A 15,696-nucleotide genomic window follows, 5' to 3' on the forward strand; every position below is an offset into this window, starting at 1 on the left:
GGGCTCGGTCAATGGGGAGACAAGGACATGAAAAAGATCATTGCGCTAGGGCTGATGTTGGCGGCATTACAAGGGTGCAGTCTGCGCGAGCCGATGTCGGCGGAGCAGGACACCGAAACCCCGACCCTGACACCTCGGGCGTCGACCTATTACGACTTGCTGAACATGCCACGACCCAAGGGCCGGTTGATGGCGGTGGTGTACGGCTTCCGGGATCAGACCGGGCAGTACAAACCGACCCCGGCCAGTTCCTTTTCCACCAGCGTGACCCAGGGCGCGGCGAGCATGTTGATGGATGCGATGCAGGCCAGTGGCTGGTTCGTGGTGCTGGAACGCGAGGGGCTGCAGAACCTGCTGACCGAACGCAAGATCATCCGCGCCTCGCAGAAAAAGCCGAATACGCCGATGAATATCCAGGGTGAATTGCCACCGCTGCAGGCGGCGAACATGATGCTCGAGGGCGGGATCATTGCGTACGACACCAACGTGCGCAGCGGCGGGGAAGGGGCCGGTTACCTGGGCATCGACGTTTCTCGCGAATATCGGGTGGATCAGGTCACGGTGAACCTGCGGGCGGTGGATGTGCGCAGCGGGCAGATCCTGGCCAACGTGATGACCAGCAAGACCATCTACTCCGTGGCGCGCAGTGCCGGGGTGTTCAAGTTTATCGAGTTCAAGAAGTTGCTTGAGGCCGAGGTCGGCTACACCACGAACGAGCCGGCGCAGTTGTGTGTGCTGTCGGCGATCGAGGCGGCGGTGGGGCATCTGTTGGCCCAGGGGATTGAACGCAAGATGTGGCAGGTGGCGGGGGACAAGACGGCGCCGCTGCAGGATGAGACGCTGGATCGGTATTTGACTCAGGCCAAGGTGGTGCCTGAGGGTGGGGATGAGTGAACGTGGCGGCCTTCGGGCCGACCAGGTTCTTGTTGGTTGAGTACATATCCGTTGCTGCGGTAACGGCGGCTTATGGTTTCGCCCTTACGGCGAGTCCCTTTTGGCAAACGCCCCAAAAGGAACCAAAAGGTCTCGCCCCGGCGTCCGGCCCCTCGCTAAGGCTCGGGGTTCCTTCGCTCCGGTATTCATCCGGGGACACAGCCCGCAGGTTGGCTTCGCTACGACCTACATGCAGCGTGTTCGACTGCGTCGAACGGCGCTGCGCGCCACTCCCCGGATGAACACCTCCACTCAGCCTCCCGAAGGGGCGGGTGGATCAAGATCAAGAGCTGCAGGCGAGCTAACGCTCGGCCTGATGAGTGGTGAAGAGCGCAGGTGTACGCCGATTCTGTGTAATTGAATGGACTCGCCCAAGCCGAGGCGGCCTGACAGCCGACCTGATCCTGCGGATCTACCCGGACCTTGTAGGAGCTGGCTTGCCAGCGAAGGCGGCCTGACAGCCGACCTGATCCTGCGGATCTACCCGGACCTTGTAGGAGCTGGCTTGCCAGCGAAGGCGGCCTGACAGCCGACCTGATCTTGCGGATCTACCCGGACCTTGTAGGAGCTGGCTTGCCAGCGAAGGCGGCCTGACAGCCGACCTGATCTTGCGGATCTACCCGGACCTTGTAGGAGCTGGCTTGCCAGCGAAGGCGGCCTGACAGCCGACCTGATCCTGCGGATCTACCCGGACCTTGTAGGAGCTGGCTTGCCAGCGAAGGCGGCCTGACAGCCGACCTGATCTTGCGGATCTACCCGGACCTTGTAGGAGCTGGCTTGCCAGCGAAGGCGGCCTGACAGCCGACCTGATTCCACAGATGTCCCCAGATCTCTTGTGGGAGCGAGACCGGCTTGCCTGCGAAGGCGGCAGCCAGCCAGTTTTGTACGGGAGCATGTAATCATCTGTAGGACTGACTTGAGGCTACATCGCCTTGCGCCATTGCCTACAACTACGCCAGAATCCGCCGGCTTGTGCGCTTTGTCCCTGGTCTTTATCGTTGCCCGATCGCTGCCAATTCAGCGATCGGGTTTAGCGATCCGAACAGTTACAGGGAGCAACAGCACTCCACTCTTTTTTGCAGGTTTTTTATGTCTGCAATTTGATCATGGCGGCTGTGCGTCGGAGACTTTCGGGTCTGCCGGGTTCTCCTGTACCCCGGTTCGCTAACCTTCGTACAGCCGCCACCCTTGCTTGTTTAGCGACAGGTCATGGTGGTTTCATTTTTTACAGGAGCTTCACCATGCCCAAACCGACGCCGAATCCCCCGGGATCGCAAACTGAAAGCACTAACGCCAGCTGCGCCTCCAACCTTCACCTCAAACCCGCCATCCTCAAAACATGCGCTCCCCACAAACCCAGCACAGTGTTCGTCATCGCCCCGGATATCGATACCGAAAGCCTGTTGGCCCACGCCTGTGAGTCGTTGGCGTCCGCGAGTGTCATGGCCAGTGATTTCGCGACATTTGTCGAGGGTCCGCAGCGCAGCATGGTGTTGGGCATCCAGCAGGTCATCATGCTGGCTGATCTGGCAGTCAACCGGGCACTGGATAACCTCGATCCCCAAGGTTGAATCCTCAAGCACAGGAACTCGTCAGGTGGATCGCGTTGCGATGACATCCTGACAGCCGACAATCAATTTCGACCGTACTCGATCCACTGTAGGCGCTGGCTTTTCGGATCGCTGCACCGCAGCGAAGGCGATTTCACATTCAACGATGATGTTGACTGATCAGCCGCCTTCGCTGGCAAGCCAGCTCCTACAGGGATCTGCGGCGCACACTCAGTCCATGTGGACGAAAAAAAACCGCGATCCTTAAAAAGAGTCGCGGTTTTTTTTGTTGACGAAATTACTGCTGCAACACAGTCGCCTGGTTACCCGACCCATACTGCTGAACATTCGCCATCTGCGTCATCCCACCCTGATCGACACGGGCAATGTTCCCCGCCCCCTCCTGGGTCACATACGCCACGTTCATGTTGTCGGCCTGTTTCACAGTGATCTGGTTATCACTCCCGTACTGCGTAGTGAACGCCTGGTTATCCATGCCCGACTGATCGTACTCGGTACTGTTGCCCGAACCGTTGCTGGTGCCCTGGGCCAGGTTGGTGGTGCCGCGTTGCGAGGCGATGAGGATGTTGTCGCTGCCGTTCTGGTCGAAGTACAGCTCGTTGTAGTTGTCAGCCTGGCTGACCGTGGTCTTGTTGCCGGTGCCGTTCTGGTTGGTGGTCATGATCTGGCCGGCGCCGGCCTGGGTGAAGCTGGCGATGTTGTTGCTGCCGAGCTGGTTGACGGTCGCACGCTGGTTGGTACCGAACTGGCCACCTGCTTGCGGGCCTTTCCAGTTGCTGGCGTAGACCTTGTTGTCGTTACCCACCGAGTTGGCATTGAGCACATGGCTGTCGCCGCTCTGGTAGGTGAAGTGCACGTTGCTGGTGCCCTGTTGGTAGAGCGCCAGGGTCGAGCCGATGGACTCGAACTGGTCGGCGTAAATCGCGTTGAGGTCGCCGACTTGCAGGATCTGGGCGACGTTGTTTTCGCCGAAGCTCTGGTCGACGATGGTTTCGTTGGTCAGGCCGATCTGGTCGACGGTGACCTTGCTGCTGACGACTTGCGAATCCTGCCAGACTTCGGTGCCGTTCATGTCGCCCAGCTGGTTGATGGTCACAGTGCCGTCGTTACCAAAACTCTGGTCGCCATAGGCGTAGTTGCCTTCGCCGGCCTGGTTGATATTGATCTGGCCGGCCACGTGGCCGACATGTTCGGCGGTGCCGTAGTTCGCGGTGCCGTACTGGATGACGGTCGCGTTGTTGACGGTGCCGTACTGCAGTTGCTCGATGTTGGCCTGGTTGTCGTCACCGAGCTGCACGCTGGTGGCGGTGTTGCCGTCCTGGCCTTCCTGGTAGATGAAGGAGAAGTTGCCGGTGCCTTGCTGTTGTTGCAGCGCCTGGTTGGCGCCGAGTGCGCCTATCGACTGGCTGGCATGGCTGGTGTTCAAGGCGCCGACCTGTTGCTGGACAATGGTGCTGCCGTTTTCATACAACTGCTCGGCATAGCCGGCGTTGAAGTTACCGAGTTGATCCTGGGTAATGGTGCCGGTGGCGTTGTCATGCTTGGCGGCCGCGTTGTTGCCTTCGCCGAGTTGTGTCTGGGTGATGGTACTTAAACTGGCCTGGATTTGCGTCACTTCGGCGATGTTGGCCGTCCCGACCTGGTTCTGGGTGGAAAGGCTGTCATCGGCCATCGCCTGGGCACTGACAATGACCAGTATGGCGGCGGTGAGGGGCGTCAGTTTGAACATGATGAAACCTCCAAGTGGTGCAATGCTTTAGCGATACTGTTTGACCGAAACGCTCATGCCGTCCCCCGACTGGGTCACGGCACTCGAGAGTCCCGTGCCGGCCTGGTCGATGCTGGCGTCGTTGTTGTTGCCGTTCTGGGAAATCTGCGCGCGGTTGTGGCTGCCGTTTTGCGTGATCCCGGCGTTGTTGCCCGAACCTTGCTGGGTGATCAGGGCCATCAGGTCGCTGCCTTGCTGCAGGATGAACGCTTCCTGATTGCTCCCCGACTGGACGATGCGACCGAGCAACGACTGGCCGTTCTGTTGCAGCAGCGCGACGTTGGCCTGGCCGTTCTGGTCGATCAATGCTTGCTGGCCAATCGGCGCCGGCATCTCGCCGAGGTCGGCGCCGGGGGCCAGGTCGTCGTTCTCCATCAGATCATCGGCCCGCACGCCCGCACTGCTGCAAAGCAGAAGCAGGCAGAGCAGGGTGGCGGTCGACGTTTTCATGGCGGTGTCCTTTGGGAGGAGGCCTGCCCCACCGATCGGCCAGATCGGTGGGGCGAGGGCTTACTGCACGGTGACGGCGACCGTGCGCACGGTGCCTTGGGAGGAGCGGATGGTCGCCGTCGGATTGGCCGACGGGATCACCGTGGTGCTGTTGCTCACCGTCAGCCGCCAGCGTCCGGTCAACGGCACGGTGGTGGTACCCAGGGTCACCAGCCCGGTCGGGGTGGTCACCTGGACGGTGATGGTGTTACCCGTAGTCACCGAAGAGGTGCCCGAGAAGTCCCAGTTGAAGCGGTTGTTGGAGCGGGCCTGGACGGTGGCGGCGGTTACCGCGAAGGTTTCCGCTGCAGGCCTTGGCGAGACTTGCACCGTGACCGTGGCCGGCGCCGACTGGGCGCCGAAGCTGTCCCTGGCGATGTAGGTGAAGGTCGTGGTGAAGGCCGTCGTGACCGTGGCCGGTGGGGTGTAGGTGATCACGGTGCCGTCGGTGCTGACGGTGCCGCGACCGGCCGCCGGTTGGGTCTGGATGGCGACGGTTAACGGCACGTTGCCTTCCGGGTCGGTGTCGTTGGCCAGCACGTTGATCGGTACCGCCACGCCCAGGGTCGCGATACTGTCGACGACGGCCACCGGAGGCTGGTTAGGCGCCACGGTGATGGTCACGGTCGCTGGAGCGGTCGAGGCCAGGCCTTTGACGTCTTGAGCCTTGTAGGTGAAGGTTGTGGTCAGCGGTGCATTGACGACGGCCGGTGGGGTGTAGACCACCGCTGCGGTGCCGCTCAAGGCGACGGTGCCCTGGCCGGCGGCCGGTTGGGTCAGCGCGGTGATGCTCAGTGGCGTGTTGCCGTCCGGGTCGCTGTCGTTGCCCAGCAGGTTGAGGGTGATCGGCACCCCGAAGCTGGTGCTGCCGGTGTCGGCCACGGCCAGTGGCGCCTGGTTTTCGCCGGTATCCGGTGCGGAACCGACTACCACGACCGGTTCGGTATCGCTGCCGCCAGCGGCGGATTTGATCGTCACGGTGGCGGGTGGCTGCGGCAGGTCGGCGACGGTCAGGCGTTGCAGGGTGCCGGTCTTCGACAGGCGACCGTAACCCTGGGCGACCATGTCCGGCACCGTCACTTCGTCAGTCGATGTCGCTTCGATCAGCAGGCTGTGATTGCTCCAGTTGTAGCGCGCGGTCTGGACTTTCACCACGTCCGTGACCTTGCTGGATACCGCCGTCGGCCGGGTTGTACCCGTCGGGCTGGTGGCGGTGACCACCACGACCGGAGGCACGTTGCCGGTGAACTGACGCTGGCCGAAGAACAGGCCATTGTTGTCGCCGGTCATGTTGATCAGGCACGGCGACAGCGGTGGGCCGGGTACCAGGGCAATGCTTTCCCGGAAACACAGGTTCGAGCTGTTGCCCGATTTACCGAAGACTTCGACCCGCGTGCCGGTACCGGTGCGCCGATAGGTGGCGCGGTCGATTTCCACCGGGGTCTGGGCACGGTTGTCGAGGACTTTGCCGGACACCGTGAACAGGTTGGTCTCGATGGTCCCGGCCGGTCCCTGGATGCGCACGAAGTTGGTGTTGTTGGGGCTGCCGGTGACCTGTTCGGTGAGGTTCGGATCGCCGACGAACGTGTCTACGGTCCCGGTGTCCGGGTTCATCTCGGTGTAGGGGCCATTCACGCTGCGCAGGAACGGGCCGACGTTGCCGTTCAGCACGCCGCTGAAATTCCCCGGCCCACCGATGCCGATGTCCCGGGTCATATTGATGGCGCGCCGACCCGTGGTGGTGACGTTGATCGTTTCCACCCCGTAAGGGTGGGTGATGGTATAGACCCCTGGCGTCGGCACCGAGACACGCAGGCGGATCCGCGCGAAGGAGACCTGGTCACCGTCCACCGGGGTTTCGGCGCCGAATGCCGCCTCGATCGCGGCCACGTAGACTTCCAGTTCATACCCGCTGTTGCCGACTTGCGGGATCTCGGTCTCCGCCGCAAACCAGAAGGCTTCTCCAGGCCAGTTGTCGGGGAAGACCATCGGCTGGGCGTCGTCGTAAACGCCCGGTTCCGTCGCCAGGACGCACATGTACGACGGTGGGTTGGTGACCGGCACCCGCGAGCTGGCGGCCCGGGACTGGCACAGCTCCAGCTTCAATTGATTGTTGTCCTGATACCACATGGGAAATTTCCCCGTGGCAAAGGTGTAAGGGCCGGGGTCGACGGCGGCGAGTTGCGCGAATGCGCTGCCGGACAGCGATAAAGTCAGTCCCAGGGCGTTGAGCGCCAGGCGTGGCCAATTGTTCATGATGCCTCCTGATGAGGATCTGGGCATGTGAGCGTTCATTGCACGATGACCACTTCTTCGGTGTCGCTGCCGCCATTGGATGACGTCACGCGAACCCTGGCCGGTGGTATCGGCGAGATCCCGGTGGCCAGGGTCTTCACCGCGCCTTCGCCACTGAGGGCGCCGATGGCGGCACCACTGGCGGAGGCGGCGGTCAGCACCGGCGGCGAGGTTTCATCGCTGGTCGAGGCCACGAGGGTCAGTTGCCCGCTGCTGAGGCTGTATTCCGCACGCTGGATCACCACCAGGTCGGTCAGCGCCATGGACAGGGTGGTCGGTGTGCTGGTGGGGATCGCCAGGTGGTTGTCGGCGGTCACCTGCACCGTGCTCGGCAAGGTCGGGTTGGCCGCGGACTGCGCGTACCAGTTGCCGGTGGTGGTGGCTTCGCTCATGTTCAGCACCGGGTTGTTGCTGGTCACGGCGGCAGTCGCCGGCGGCGGGGGCGCCATGACGAACACGTCCTGCTGGGCGATCGGCGCGCTTGCACCGGCTTTGCGCGAGTAGGTGCTGCGCTGGGCGATCATCGGCGTCGGCCGCACCACCGTCGATAACTTGCCGGAGATGCTGAACAGCGTGGTGCGCAGATCAAGGCCATTGGGCCCTTCGATGCGCACGAAGTTGGTGTTGAACGGACTGCCGGTGATGGCCTCTTCGAGGTTCGGGTCGCCGATGAATTTCTCGGCCGCACCGGTCAGCGGATTGGTCTCGGTGTACGGGCCGTTGACGCTGCGCAGGAAGGGGCCGACGTCGCCGCGCAGGGCGCCGTCGTAGGTTTTCGGCGAACCGATGCCGATGTCGCGGGTCATGTTGATCGCCCGGGTGCCCCCGGCGGGCACGTCGAATATGTCGACCCCATAAGGGTGGGTGATGGTGTACGTGCCGGCAGTGGGCACGTCGACGCGGATACGTACCCGGGCAAAACTCATCTGGTCGCCTTCTACCGGTTCTTCAGCGGCGAAGGCTGCTTCGATGGCGGTACCGAACGACAGGTCGATGCCCCGGGCAGCGTCGACGATTTCCGCGTCGGCGGTGAACCAGAAAGCTTCGTCAGGGAAGTTGGTCGGGAAGACGATGGGTTGTGCATCGTCGAATACGCCGGGGGTCGGCAACAACGTACACATGTACGACGGCGCGCCGGGTGCTCCGGGAGCCCTGGAGCTGACCGCCTTGGACAGGCACAGGTCGAGGGTTCGACCGTGGGTGTCCTGATACCAGGCGGCGAACGAGCCATTGGCGGGAAGGTAAGGTCCGGGGTCGACAGCGTACAACGCTGCCTGGGCGACGCCTTGGGCCAGAGCACTCACGACCAGGGCGGCCGCAGTTTTGGACAGTAAGGGGTGCATGAGTTAATCCCTCTATCAGAGTACCTGTCCCGTGGGGATGGGTCAGTTGAGAGGGCTTCGGCAACTTCCGTACCAAGCGGCGAAAACGTTCTTGAGAGGTCCGGGACACGGGCATGGGACGGACAAACGCCGTCAGGCCGTCGCTCGAGCGAACGGGCCATTGTCCCCAGCATTGGGGGCAGGTGGGTATAGCGGGGAACGGTGGGATCGTTGCCATGGGCCAAACCCCGACATCGGGCAAACGGCCATTAGTGGGCTATAACCCTATAGGGGAAACGTCGGGAACAAATGTCCATGAACATGCTTACCAATGCGCTCCAGTCGCAGGAGGGCGATACTCGCCTGCACTCGCGCAAGCCACCGTTCAATCTGTTGCGCTGGTTTTCGCTGATCAGCCTGGCGGTGATCGGCACGGTTGCCGTGGCGCTGGGGTCGGTGTCCACGCGGTTCGTGATTACCGAAAGCGTGCAGCGCGATGCCTTGCTGACGTCCCAGTTCATTCAGGCGATCGCCTCGGCCGAGGTACGCCATGTGTCGATTCCCAACGTGCGGACCATGGGCGAATTGCTCGACCCACGCAAGGACAAGGACTTCCCCGACGTCGACCCCATGGCCCGGGCCAATGCCCGTGGCGAATTCCTCGACCATATCGAACACTTGCCGGACGTGATCCTCGCCAACATCTACGCCCCCGACCGCATGGTGATCTGGTCGACCAACCCGGCATTGATGGGCACCACCATCCATACCGACGACGACCTGGACCAAGCCTTTGCCTCCAAGACTCCGGTGTCGGCCAGCTATCACAACGTCGACCACAGCCGCATGGAGCAAAAGTTCGTAACGCCCCCCGAATACATCTTCATCGAGAACTACATTCCGCTGTTCGATGCCGACGGCGACAAAGTCACCGCGATGGTCGAGATCTACAAGGAGCCCAAGGACCTGATCAATCGCATGGAGCGCGGCCTGGTATTGATCTGGCTGGCCACCGCCCTGGGCGGCGGGCTGATTTACCTGGGGCTGTACTGGATCGTGCGCCGGGCAGCGACTCTGCTGGCGGCGCAACAGCAGCAACTGATCACCAACGAAACCTTTGTCGCTCTGGGCGAGATGTCGTCGGCGGTGGCCCATAGCCTGCGCAATCCATTGGCGACCATTCGCTCCAGCGCTGAACTGGCGCTGGAGTTCGACACTGGCGCGGCGCACAAGAACATCAACGACATCATTGGCCAGGTCGATCGCATGTCGAAATGGGTCAGGGAGCTGCTGCAATCCTTGCGCCCGCTCAACGACGAGGCGGAGTCGGTCAATCTGGTGGTGGCGTTGCATGACAGCCTCATGGCCTTCGAGCAGCAGATCGCCAAGGCCAACGTCCTGGTCGTGTTCGAGCCCAGGGAAACGCCCATGGTCCTGAGCCAGCAGGTGCAGTTGACCCAGATCCTCAACAGCTTGCTGGCCAATGCACTGGAGGCGATGGAGAAGGGCGGCACGCTCACCATCGCCCTGGAGCCGACCGATGCCCAAGGCATTAGCGTGTTAGTCAGCGACACCGGCAAAGGCATGAACGAAGAGCAACGCAGCATGGCTTTCCGGCCGTTTTACACCACCAAACGCGCAGGCCTGGGGGTCGGACTGGTGCTGGTGAAGCGGATCATGGATCGCTTCGGCGGCGCGGTGACCCTGGAAAGCCGCGAGGGCGAGGGCACGACGGTGCGTCTTTCGTTCAAACGGCTGCACTGAAAACGGGTGTGAACGTTCCCCGTTAGCGGGTGTCATTCCCCAATCGTTTTCCGGTCATGGCACATTGATGTTGATAAGCCACTGTTTTGTCAGTCGTTAATTCATTGTAAAAACCTGTTACAAATCTGGCGAGCTACTTGCACATCACCCATACCCCTTAATGACTTCGAGGCGGCGGGTGATGGACAGCAAAGCGCGGTTCCCTTTCAGTGACGAACGACAGCCCGAACCCACCGACCCTTGCGCGTATTACGACGAATCCGCCGATAAACCGGCCGCGCGGAACGCCTTGGGCATGCAGCTGATACTGATACTGGTGAGCTGTCTGCTGGCTACCTGGTTGTTGGTGGCTCACGAGGTGGTCGAAGCGCCCGCTGACGTCGTGACACCTTGGGGCGCCGGTTATTTTCCCAATACCCTGCTGACCGACCAGGACGGTCGGCAGGTGCATTTCTTCGATGACCTGATCCGGGACAAGGTGGTGGTGATCAATTTCATCTTCACTACGTGCAGCGATTCCTGCCCGCTGGAAACCGCGCGCCTGCGTCAGGTGCAACAGTTGCCGGGGGACCGGGTCGGCAAGGACATCTTTTTCTATTCCATCAGCATCGATCCGCTCAGCGACACGCCCGCGGTGCTCAAGTCCTACGCGCAACGGTTCAAGGCGGGGCCGGGCTGGCTATTTCTCACCGGCGACTTCGACGCTGTCACCGAGCTGCGGCACAAGCTCGGGCTGTTCATCGAAGGCGTCGACAACGGACGCAACAAAGACCACAACCTGAGCCTGATCGTCGGCAACCAGGCCACGGGCCGCTGGATGAAAGCGTCGCCCTTCGAGAACCCGTGGATTCTGGCCGATCAGTTGGCCAACACCTTGCAGAACTGGAAGCAGCCCAGTGTCGAGCAAAGCTACGCCAATGCGCCGCAGCTGCGGCCGCCCAGCAACGGCGAAGAATTGTTTCGCACCCGCTGCGCATCGTGTCACAGCCTCGGCCCGCAGGACGGCCAAGGCATCGGCCTGCGCAGCATCGGTCCCGACCTGATCGGCGTCACTCGCCAGCGCGAGCCGGCCTGGCTGGCTCGCTGGATTCGCGAGCCGGACCGCATGCTGGCGGAAAAGGACCCGATCGCGATGCAATTGTTCGAGCGCTTCGACCGGATACCGATGCCCAACCTGCGTCTGGATGAGAACGCGGCGCAGTCCATCCTGGCATTTTTGCAGGAAGAAACCGAGCGCCAGCAGCCGTTGCAGGCTGTGAAAACGCAGTAGCGGCCAAATAATATCAATGGCGCCATCAGTCTCGAACAATGCCACCTACACTGATTCGAAACACGGCTGAAAAGGCTTGTTGCAAGCATCCAGGACCCACCCATGCAGATATTGGATCAACAACAAACAGCTGCGTCGTTGCAGACGCCGGCTACAGGACGCAAGGGCAGGCGTGGGCCGTTCAATTTGCTGCGCTGGTTCTCGTTCGGCAGCTTTTTCATCATCGCTGCCGTGGCGCTGGGGTTGGGCTCTGTTTCCACGCGATTCGTGGTGACCGAGAGTGTCGAACGCGATTCCATGCTGACCGCGCAATTCATTCAGTCCATGGGTGAGGCCGAAATCCGCCATGCTGCGATCAGCCCGAACCGAACCATGGGCGAAATGCTCGATCCGCGCCAGGACCATGCTTATCCCGACGTCGAACCGGCGACCCGAGCCGCCGCCCGCGTCGAGTTTCTCGATCATGTGGAGCATCTGCCCGATCTGCTGCTGGCCACGGTCTATGCCCTGGACCGTACCATCGTCTGGTCGACCAACCCAGAGTTGATCGGCGTGCGAATCGAGGACGATGAAGAGCTGGATGAGTCCTTCGCCATGAAGGAGTCGGTGTCCACCAGTTACCACGAGGTCGTCGAGGAACGCCCTGAGCAGCGATTGCTGCGCGAGCCCGAATACCTGTTCATCGAGAATTACATCCCGATGTTCAATGCCGACAAAAGCCAAGTGATCGCCATGGTGGAAATCTACAAGGAACCGAAGGATCTGGTGGCGCGCATCCAGCGCGGTTTCAAGGCCATCTGGCTGGTGACCGTGCTGGGCGGCGCAGCGATTTACCTGGCGTTGTTCTGGATAGTGCGGCGTGCGGCCAAGCTGCTCGAGAGCCAGCAGAAACAGCTGATCAGCAACGAGACCTTTGTCGCCCTTGGGGAAATGTCCTCGGCGGTGGCTCACAGCCTGCGCAATCCGCTGGCCAACATCCGGTCCAGTGCCGAACTGGCCCAGGACATCGCCAGCCAGGGCGCGCAGAAGAACATCGGCGACATCATCAACCAGGTCGATCGCATGTCGCGCTGGGTCCGGGAGTTGCTGGTGTCATTGCGCCCGGTGAATGACGAGGGTGAAGCGGTGGAACTGGTGTTGGCGATCGACGACACCCTGAGTGCCTTCGACGCACTGATCAAACGCTGCGGGGTCGAGGTGCGTTTCACGCCGCAGAGCTGTCCGCCGGTTGTCAGCCAACGGGTGTTGCTCACGCAGATTCTCAACAGCCTGTTCGCCAATGCCCTGGAAGCGATGCCCAAGGGCGGCGTGCTCAGTATCGAAATCGAATCGCCGCAGCCCGGGCGGGTGTGCATGACCCTGAGCGATACCGGCAAGGGCATGAACCCGCAGCAGCAACAAATGGTGTTCAAGCCGTTTTTCACCACCAAACAAGGGGGGTTGGGCGTAGGCCTGGCCCTGGTCAAACGAATAATGGAGCGTTTCGACGGCTCGGTCGAACTGACCAGCCGAGAGCAGGAAGGAACCCGCGTCAGTCTCAACTTTATAGTGGCAACGGGAGGGGAACATGGAGCGCAGCATACTGCTGGTCGAGGATGATGAACTCCTTGCCGAGAATATTCAGACCTACCTGGAGCGCAAAGACTTCGAGGTGACAGTCTGCCACTCGGCCGAGGATGCTTTGGAGCAATTGAGCACATTCGTGCCGGAGGTGGTGCTCACCGACAATTCGTTGCCGGGCATGAGCGGTCACGACCTGATCCAGAAGCTGCGCATCAGCGCGCCGGACCTGAAAGTGATCATGATGACCGGTTACGGTAACGTCGAAGATGCCGTGACGGCGATGAAAGAGGGCGCGTTCCATTACGTCACCAAGCCGGTGGCCCTGCCGGAGCTCAAGCTGTTGCTGGACAAGGCCCTGGCCACCGAGCGGATGGAACGCACGCTGTCGTTTTATCAGGAACGCGAAGCGCAGAAGTCCGGGGTGCAGGCCTTGATCGGCGACTCGGCGCCCATGCAGTACCTGAAGAACACCCTCGGCCAGTTACTCGACGCCGAGCGGCGCATGGCCAACACCGACCTGCCGCCGGTACTCGTCGAAGGCGAGACCGGCACCGGCAAGGAACTGGTGGCCCGGGCGCTGCACTTCGACGGTCCGCGCAGCAAAGGCCCGTTCATAGAGTTCAACTGCGCGTCGATTCCTTCCAACCTGGTGGAGTCGGAGCTGTTCGGTCACGAGAAAGGCGCCTTCACCGACGCCAAGGACCGTCGGGTCGGGCTGGTGGAAGCGGCCGATGGCGGTACGCTGTTTCTCGATGAAGTCGGGGAAATGGACCTGCTGCTGCAAGCCAAACTGCTCAAGCTGCTGGAAGACCGGACCATTCGCCGGGTCGGTTCGGTGAAGGAGCGCAAGGTCGATTTGCGGGTGATCAGCGCCACCAACTGCAACCTCGAACAAATGGTGCAGCAGGGCAAGTTCCGCCGCGACCTGTTCTTCCGCTTGCGCATCATCTCGATCAAGGTGCCGCGCCTGTATGCCCGGGGCGAAGACATCCTGGTACTGGCACGGCATTTCCTGGCGATCCATGGCAAGCGCTATGGCAAGCCGCACCTGCATTTCAGCGACCAGGCCGAAGAGTTGCTGCTCAACTACAGCTGGCCGGGCAACGTGCGCGAGTTGCGCAACATGCTCGAGCAAACCGTGCTGCTGGCCCAGAACGACACCATTGCCACCCACCAGTTGAACGTGTGCCTGAGCCTGGTGGATGAGCCACTCGCGTACCAGCAGGAACCCCAACACAGCGAACCGCGCCCGGCCTACAACGGCACCGAGTCGATGAACCTGCCGGAAGTGGAGCGCGACATGGTGCGCAAGATGCTCGACAAGACCGACTGGAACGTCACCAAATCCGCACGGCTGCTGGGCCTGAGCCGCGACATGCTGCGGTACCGGATCGAAAAACTCGGCCTCGCGCGCCCGGACAAACGTCAGTGGTAGACCTCGCTCGCCTGTCCCTGGCCGCTGAGGCAGGCGAGCATACAGGTGGGGTCGAGCACTTCTTCGTTGACGTAGACGCCGCGTTCGGCGTCGTAGGAGCGGATGAACACCCGCACGGTGGCATCCGCGACGGTTGGCAATCTTGAGTCATAGAACACATGCTGGCTCGCAATCGGGATGAATTCCTTCGGGGCCGTGGGGATATACGACCGCGGCGGCACGGTGCTCAGGGAGGGTGGAACGGGATGGGCGAAGGGCTGGTTCTCGCCGTAATAGTTGAACCCGCTGCTGTAATCGGTGGTGGGGGTCAGGTCGTCCGCCTGGGCGGTGGTGGACAGACAGAGGGCGAACGCTAGCGTCAGATCGGTTTTGTTCATGGTTGCACCTGCGAAATCGGTATTCGCGCATTTCCCCAAGGTCATTAACTATAGCTTGCATAGGGGCTCGCGTTTGCGATGCCTCGGTTACAAGAAGCCAACAAAACCCGAGTTCTGGAGCGTGCTGCCACTGACGCCTTCGCCGGCAAGCCGGGTCGCCGCACCACCGCGAAGAACGATAACGCGGTGCCGCTGCCGTCCGCTATCCTAGGCTCACTGACCTCAACGAGCCTGCCCCCATGCTGTCGGTCCAAGGCGTCTTCAAAAGCTACGCCACTCCCCAGGGTCCATTACCCGTATTACAAGGTGTCGACCTGACCTTGAAACCCGGCAGCAGCCTGGCGCTGATGGGCGAGTCGGGCAGTGGCAAAAGCACCTTGCTGCATTTGATCGCCGGGCTGGACAAGGTCGATCGCGGCAGCATCGTCAGCGGCGGGCATCGCCTGGAACAGATGAGCGAAGGGCAACTGGCGAACTGGCGGCGGACTGAAATCGGCCTGGTGTTCCAGCAGTTCAACCTGATAGGCAGCTTGCGCGTGGAAGACAACCTGGCGTTCCAGGCGCGGCTGGCGGGGCGGCATGATCCGCGTTGGCAGGCGCACCTGGTGCAGCGTCTGGGGTTGGCCGATGTGCTGCGACGTTATCCGGAGCAGTTGTCCGGCGGGCAACAGCAGCGGGTGGCGCTGGGCCGGGCGCTGGCGTCGCAACCGAAACTGTTGCTGGCCGACGAACCCACCGGCAGCCTCGATGAAGCCACCAGCGACGAGGTGTTGAAGTTGTTGCTGGAACTGCTCGACGACAGCCCCACGTCCTTGTTGATGGTCACCCACAGCCAACGGGTCGCGGCGCGACTGGCGGAAAAAGTGGTGCTGCAGGGTGGCCGGCTGGCTGACGCGGACGAACGCTGAC

12 protein-coding genes are annotated in these 15,696 nt (G+C 61.8%); 7 read left to right on the forward strand and 5 right to left on the reverse strand.

Features of this window, described 5'->3' with window-relative positions:
• Positions 1-27: 27 nt before the first annotated feature.
• Together F8N96_RS20475 and F8N96_RS20485 are read left to right on the forward strand one after the other, a co-directional pair.
• Entirely contained in the window at positions 28-894 is an 867-nt protein-coding gene (locus F8N96_RS20475; protein WP_150799350.1) for a CsgG/HfaB family protein, read from the forward strand.
• 1,280 nt (positions 895-2,174) lie between these two features.
• Complete coding sequence (locus F8N96_RS20485) at positions 2,175-2,504, forward strand: DUF6124 family protein (protein WP_150799352.1); 330 nt, start codon at positions 2,175-2,177, stop codon at positions 2,502-2,504.
• Positions 2,505-2,781: 277 nt separating this feature from the next.
• Here the strand turns inward: F8N96_RS20485 and F8N96_RS20490 are convergent, their stop codons facing one another.
• From F8N96_RS20490 to F8N96_RS20505, 4 genes are read right to left on the reverse strand one after another with little or no spacing between them, the layout of a single operon-like run.
• A complete protein-coding gene (locus tag F8N96_RS20490) occupies positions 2,782-4,233 on the reverse strand; it encodes a curlin (RefSeq protein ID WP_150799353.1) in 1,452 nt (483 codons plus the stop codon).
• Positions 4,234-4,260: 27 nt separating this feature from the next.
• Positions 4,261-4,722 carry a curlin gene (locus F8N96_RS20495; protein ID WP_150799354.1) on the reverse strand — a complete coding sequence of 154 codons (462 nt, stop codon included), beginning with the start codon at positions 4,720-4,722 and terminating at the stop codon, positions 4,261-4,263.
• A 60-nt stretch (positions 4,723-4,782) separates the two neighbouring features.
• The gene (locus tag F8N96_RS20500; protein WP_150799355.1) at positions 4,783-7,017 is read right to left on the reverse strand and encodes an Ig-like domain-containing protein; all 2,235 of its coding nucleotides are present in this window, start codon (positions 7,015-7,017) and stop codon (positions 4,783-4,785) included.
• A gap of 35 nt (positions 7,018-7,052) precedes the next feature.
• Positions 7,053-8,399: a hypothetical protein gene (locus F8N96_RS20505; RefSeq protein WP_150799356.1), complete on the reverse strand. Its 1,347-nt coding sequence runs from the start codon at positions 8,397-8,399 to the stop codon at positions 7,053-7,055.
• A 294-nt stretch (positions 8,400-8,693) separates the two neighbouring features.
• On the opposite strand from F8N96_RS20505, the gene F8N96_RS20510 reads away from it, so the two are divergent.
• The 4 genes from F8N96_RS20510 to F8N96_RS20525 all read left to right on the forward strand — a co-directional run bounded on the left by F8N96_RS20510 (position 8,694) and on the right by F8N96_RS20525 (position 14,410).
• The gene (locus F8N96_RS20510) at positions 8,694-10,142 is read left to right on the forward strand and encodes a sensor histidine kinase (RefSeq protein ID WP_150799357.1); all 1,449 of its coding nucleotides are present in this window, start codon (positions 8,694-8,696) and stop codon (positions 10,140-10,142) included.
• Positions 10,143-10,437: 295 nt separating this feature from the next.
• Positions 10,438-11,412, forward strand: coding sequence for an SCO family protein (locus tag F8N96_RS20515; RefSeq protein ID WP_224794117.1), 975 nt, complete (start codon positions 10,438-10,440; stop codon positions 11,410-11,412).
• Positions 11,413-11,514: 102 nt separating this feature from the next.
• On the forward strand, positions 11,515-13,011 hold the full coding sequence (locus F8N96_RS20520; RefSeq protein WP_150799359.1) for an ATP-binding protein: 1,497 nt from the start codon (positions 11,515-11,517) through the stop codon (positions 13,009-13,011).
• Positions 12,980-14,410 (forward strand): sigma-54-dependent transcriptional regulator, encoded by a 1,431-nt coding sequence (locus F8N96_RS20525; protein ID WP_150799360.1) that lies wholly within the window; start codon positions 12,980-12,982, stop codon positions 14,408-14,410. The genes F8N96_RS20520 and F8N96_RS20525 overlap by 32 nt, the downstream gene beginning before the upstream one ends.
• Here F8N96_RS20525 and F8N96_RS20530 read toward each other — a convergent pair.
• The gene (locus F8N96_RS20530) at positions 14,401-14,787 is read right to left on the reverse strand and encodes a hypothetical protein (RefSeq protein WP_150799361.1); all 387 of its coding nucleotides are present in this window, start codon (positions 14,785-14,787) and stop codon (positions 14,401-14,403) included. The two genes, F8N96_RS20525 and F8N96_RS20530, sit on opposite strands and share 10 nt — an antisense overlap.
• 239 nt (positions 14,788-15,026) lie before the next feature.
• Between F8N96_RS20530 and F8N96_RS20535 the strand changes: the two genes are divergently transcribed.
• The gene (locus tag F8N96_RS20535; RefSeq protein WP_150799362.1) at positions 15,027-15,695 is read left to right on the forward strand and encodes an ABC transporter ATP-binding protein; all 669 of its coding nucleotides are present in this window, start codon (positions 15,027-15,029) and stop codon (positions 15,693-15,695) included.
• Position 15,696: the final 1 nt, after the last annotated feature.

Source organism: Pseudomonas fluorescens (assembly GCF_902497855.1).
GTDB lineage: Bacteria > Pseudomonadota > Gammaproteobacteria > Pseudomonadales > Pseudomonadaceae > Aquipseudomonas > Aquipseudomonas fluorescens_BI.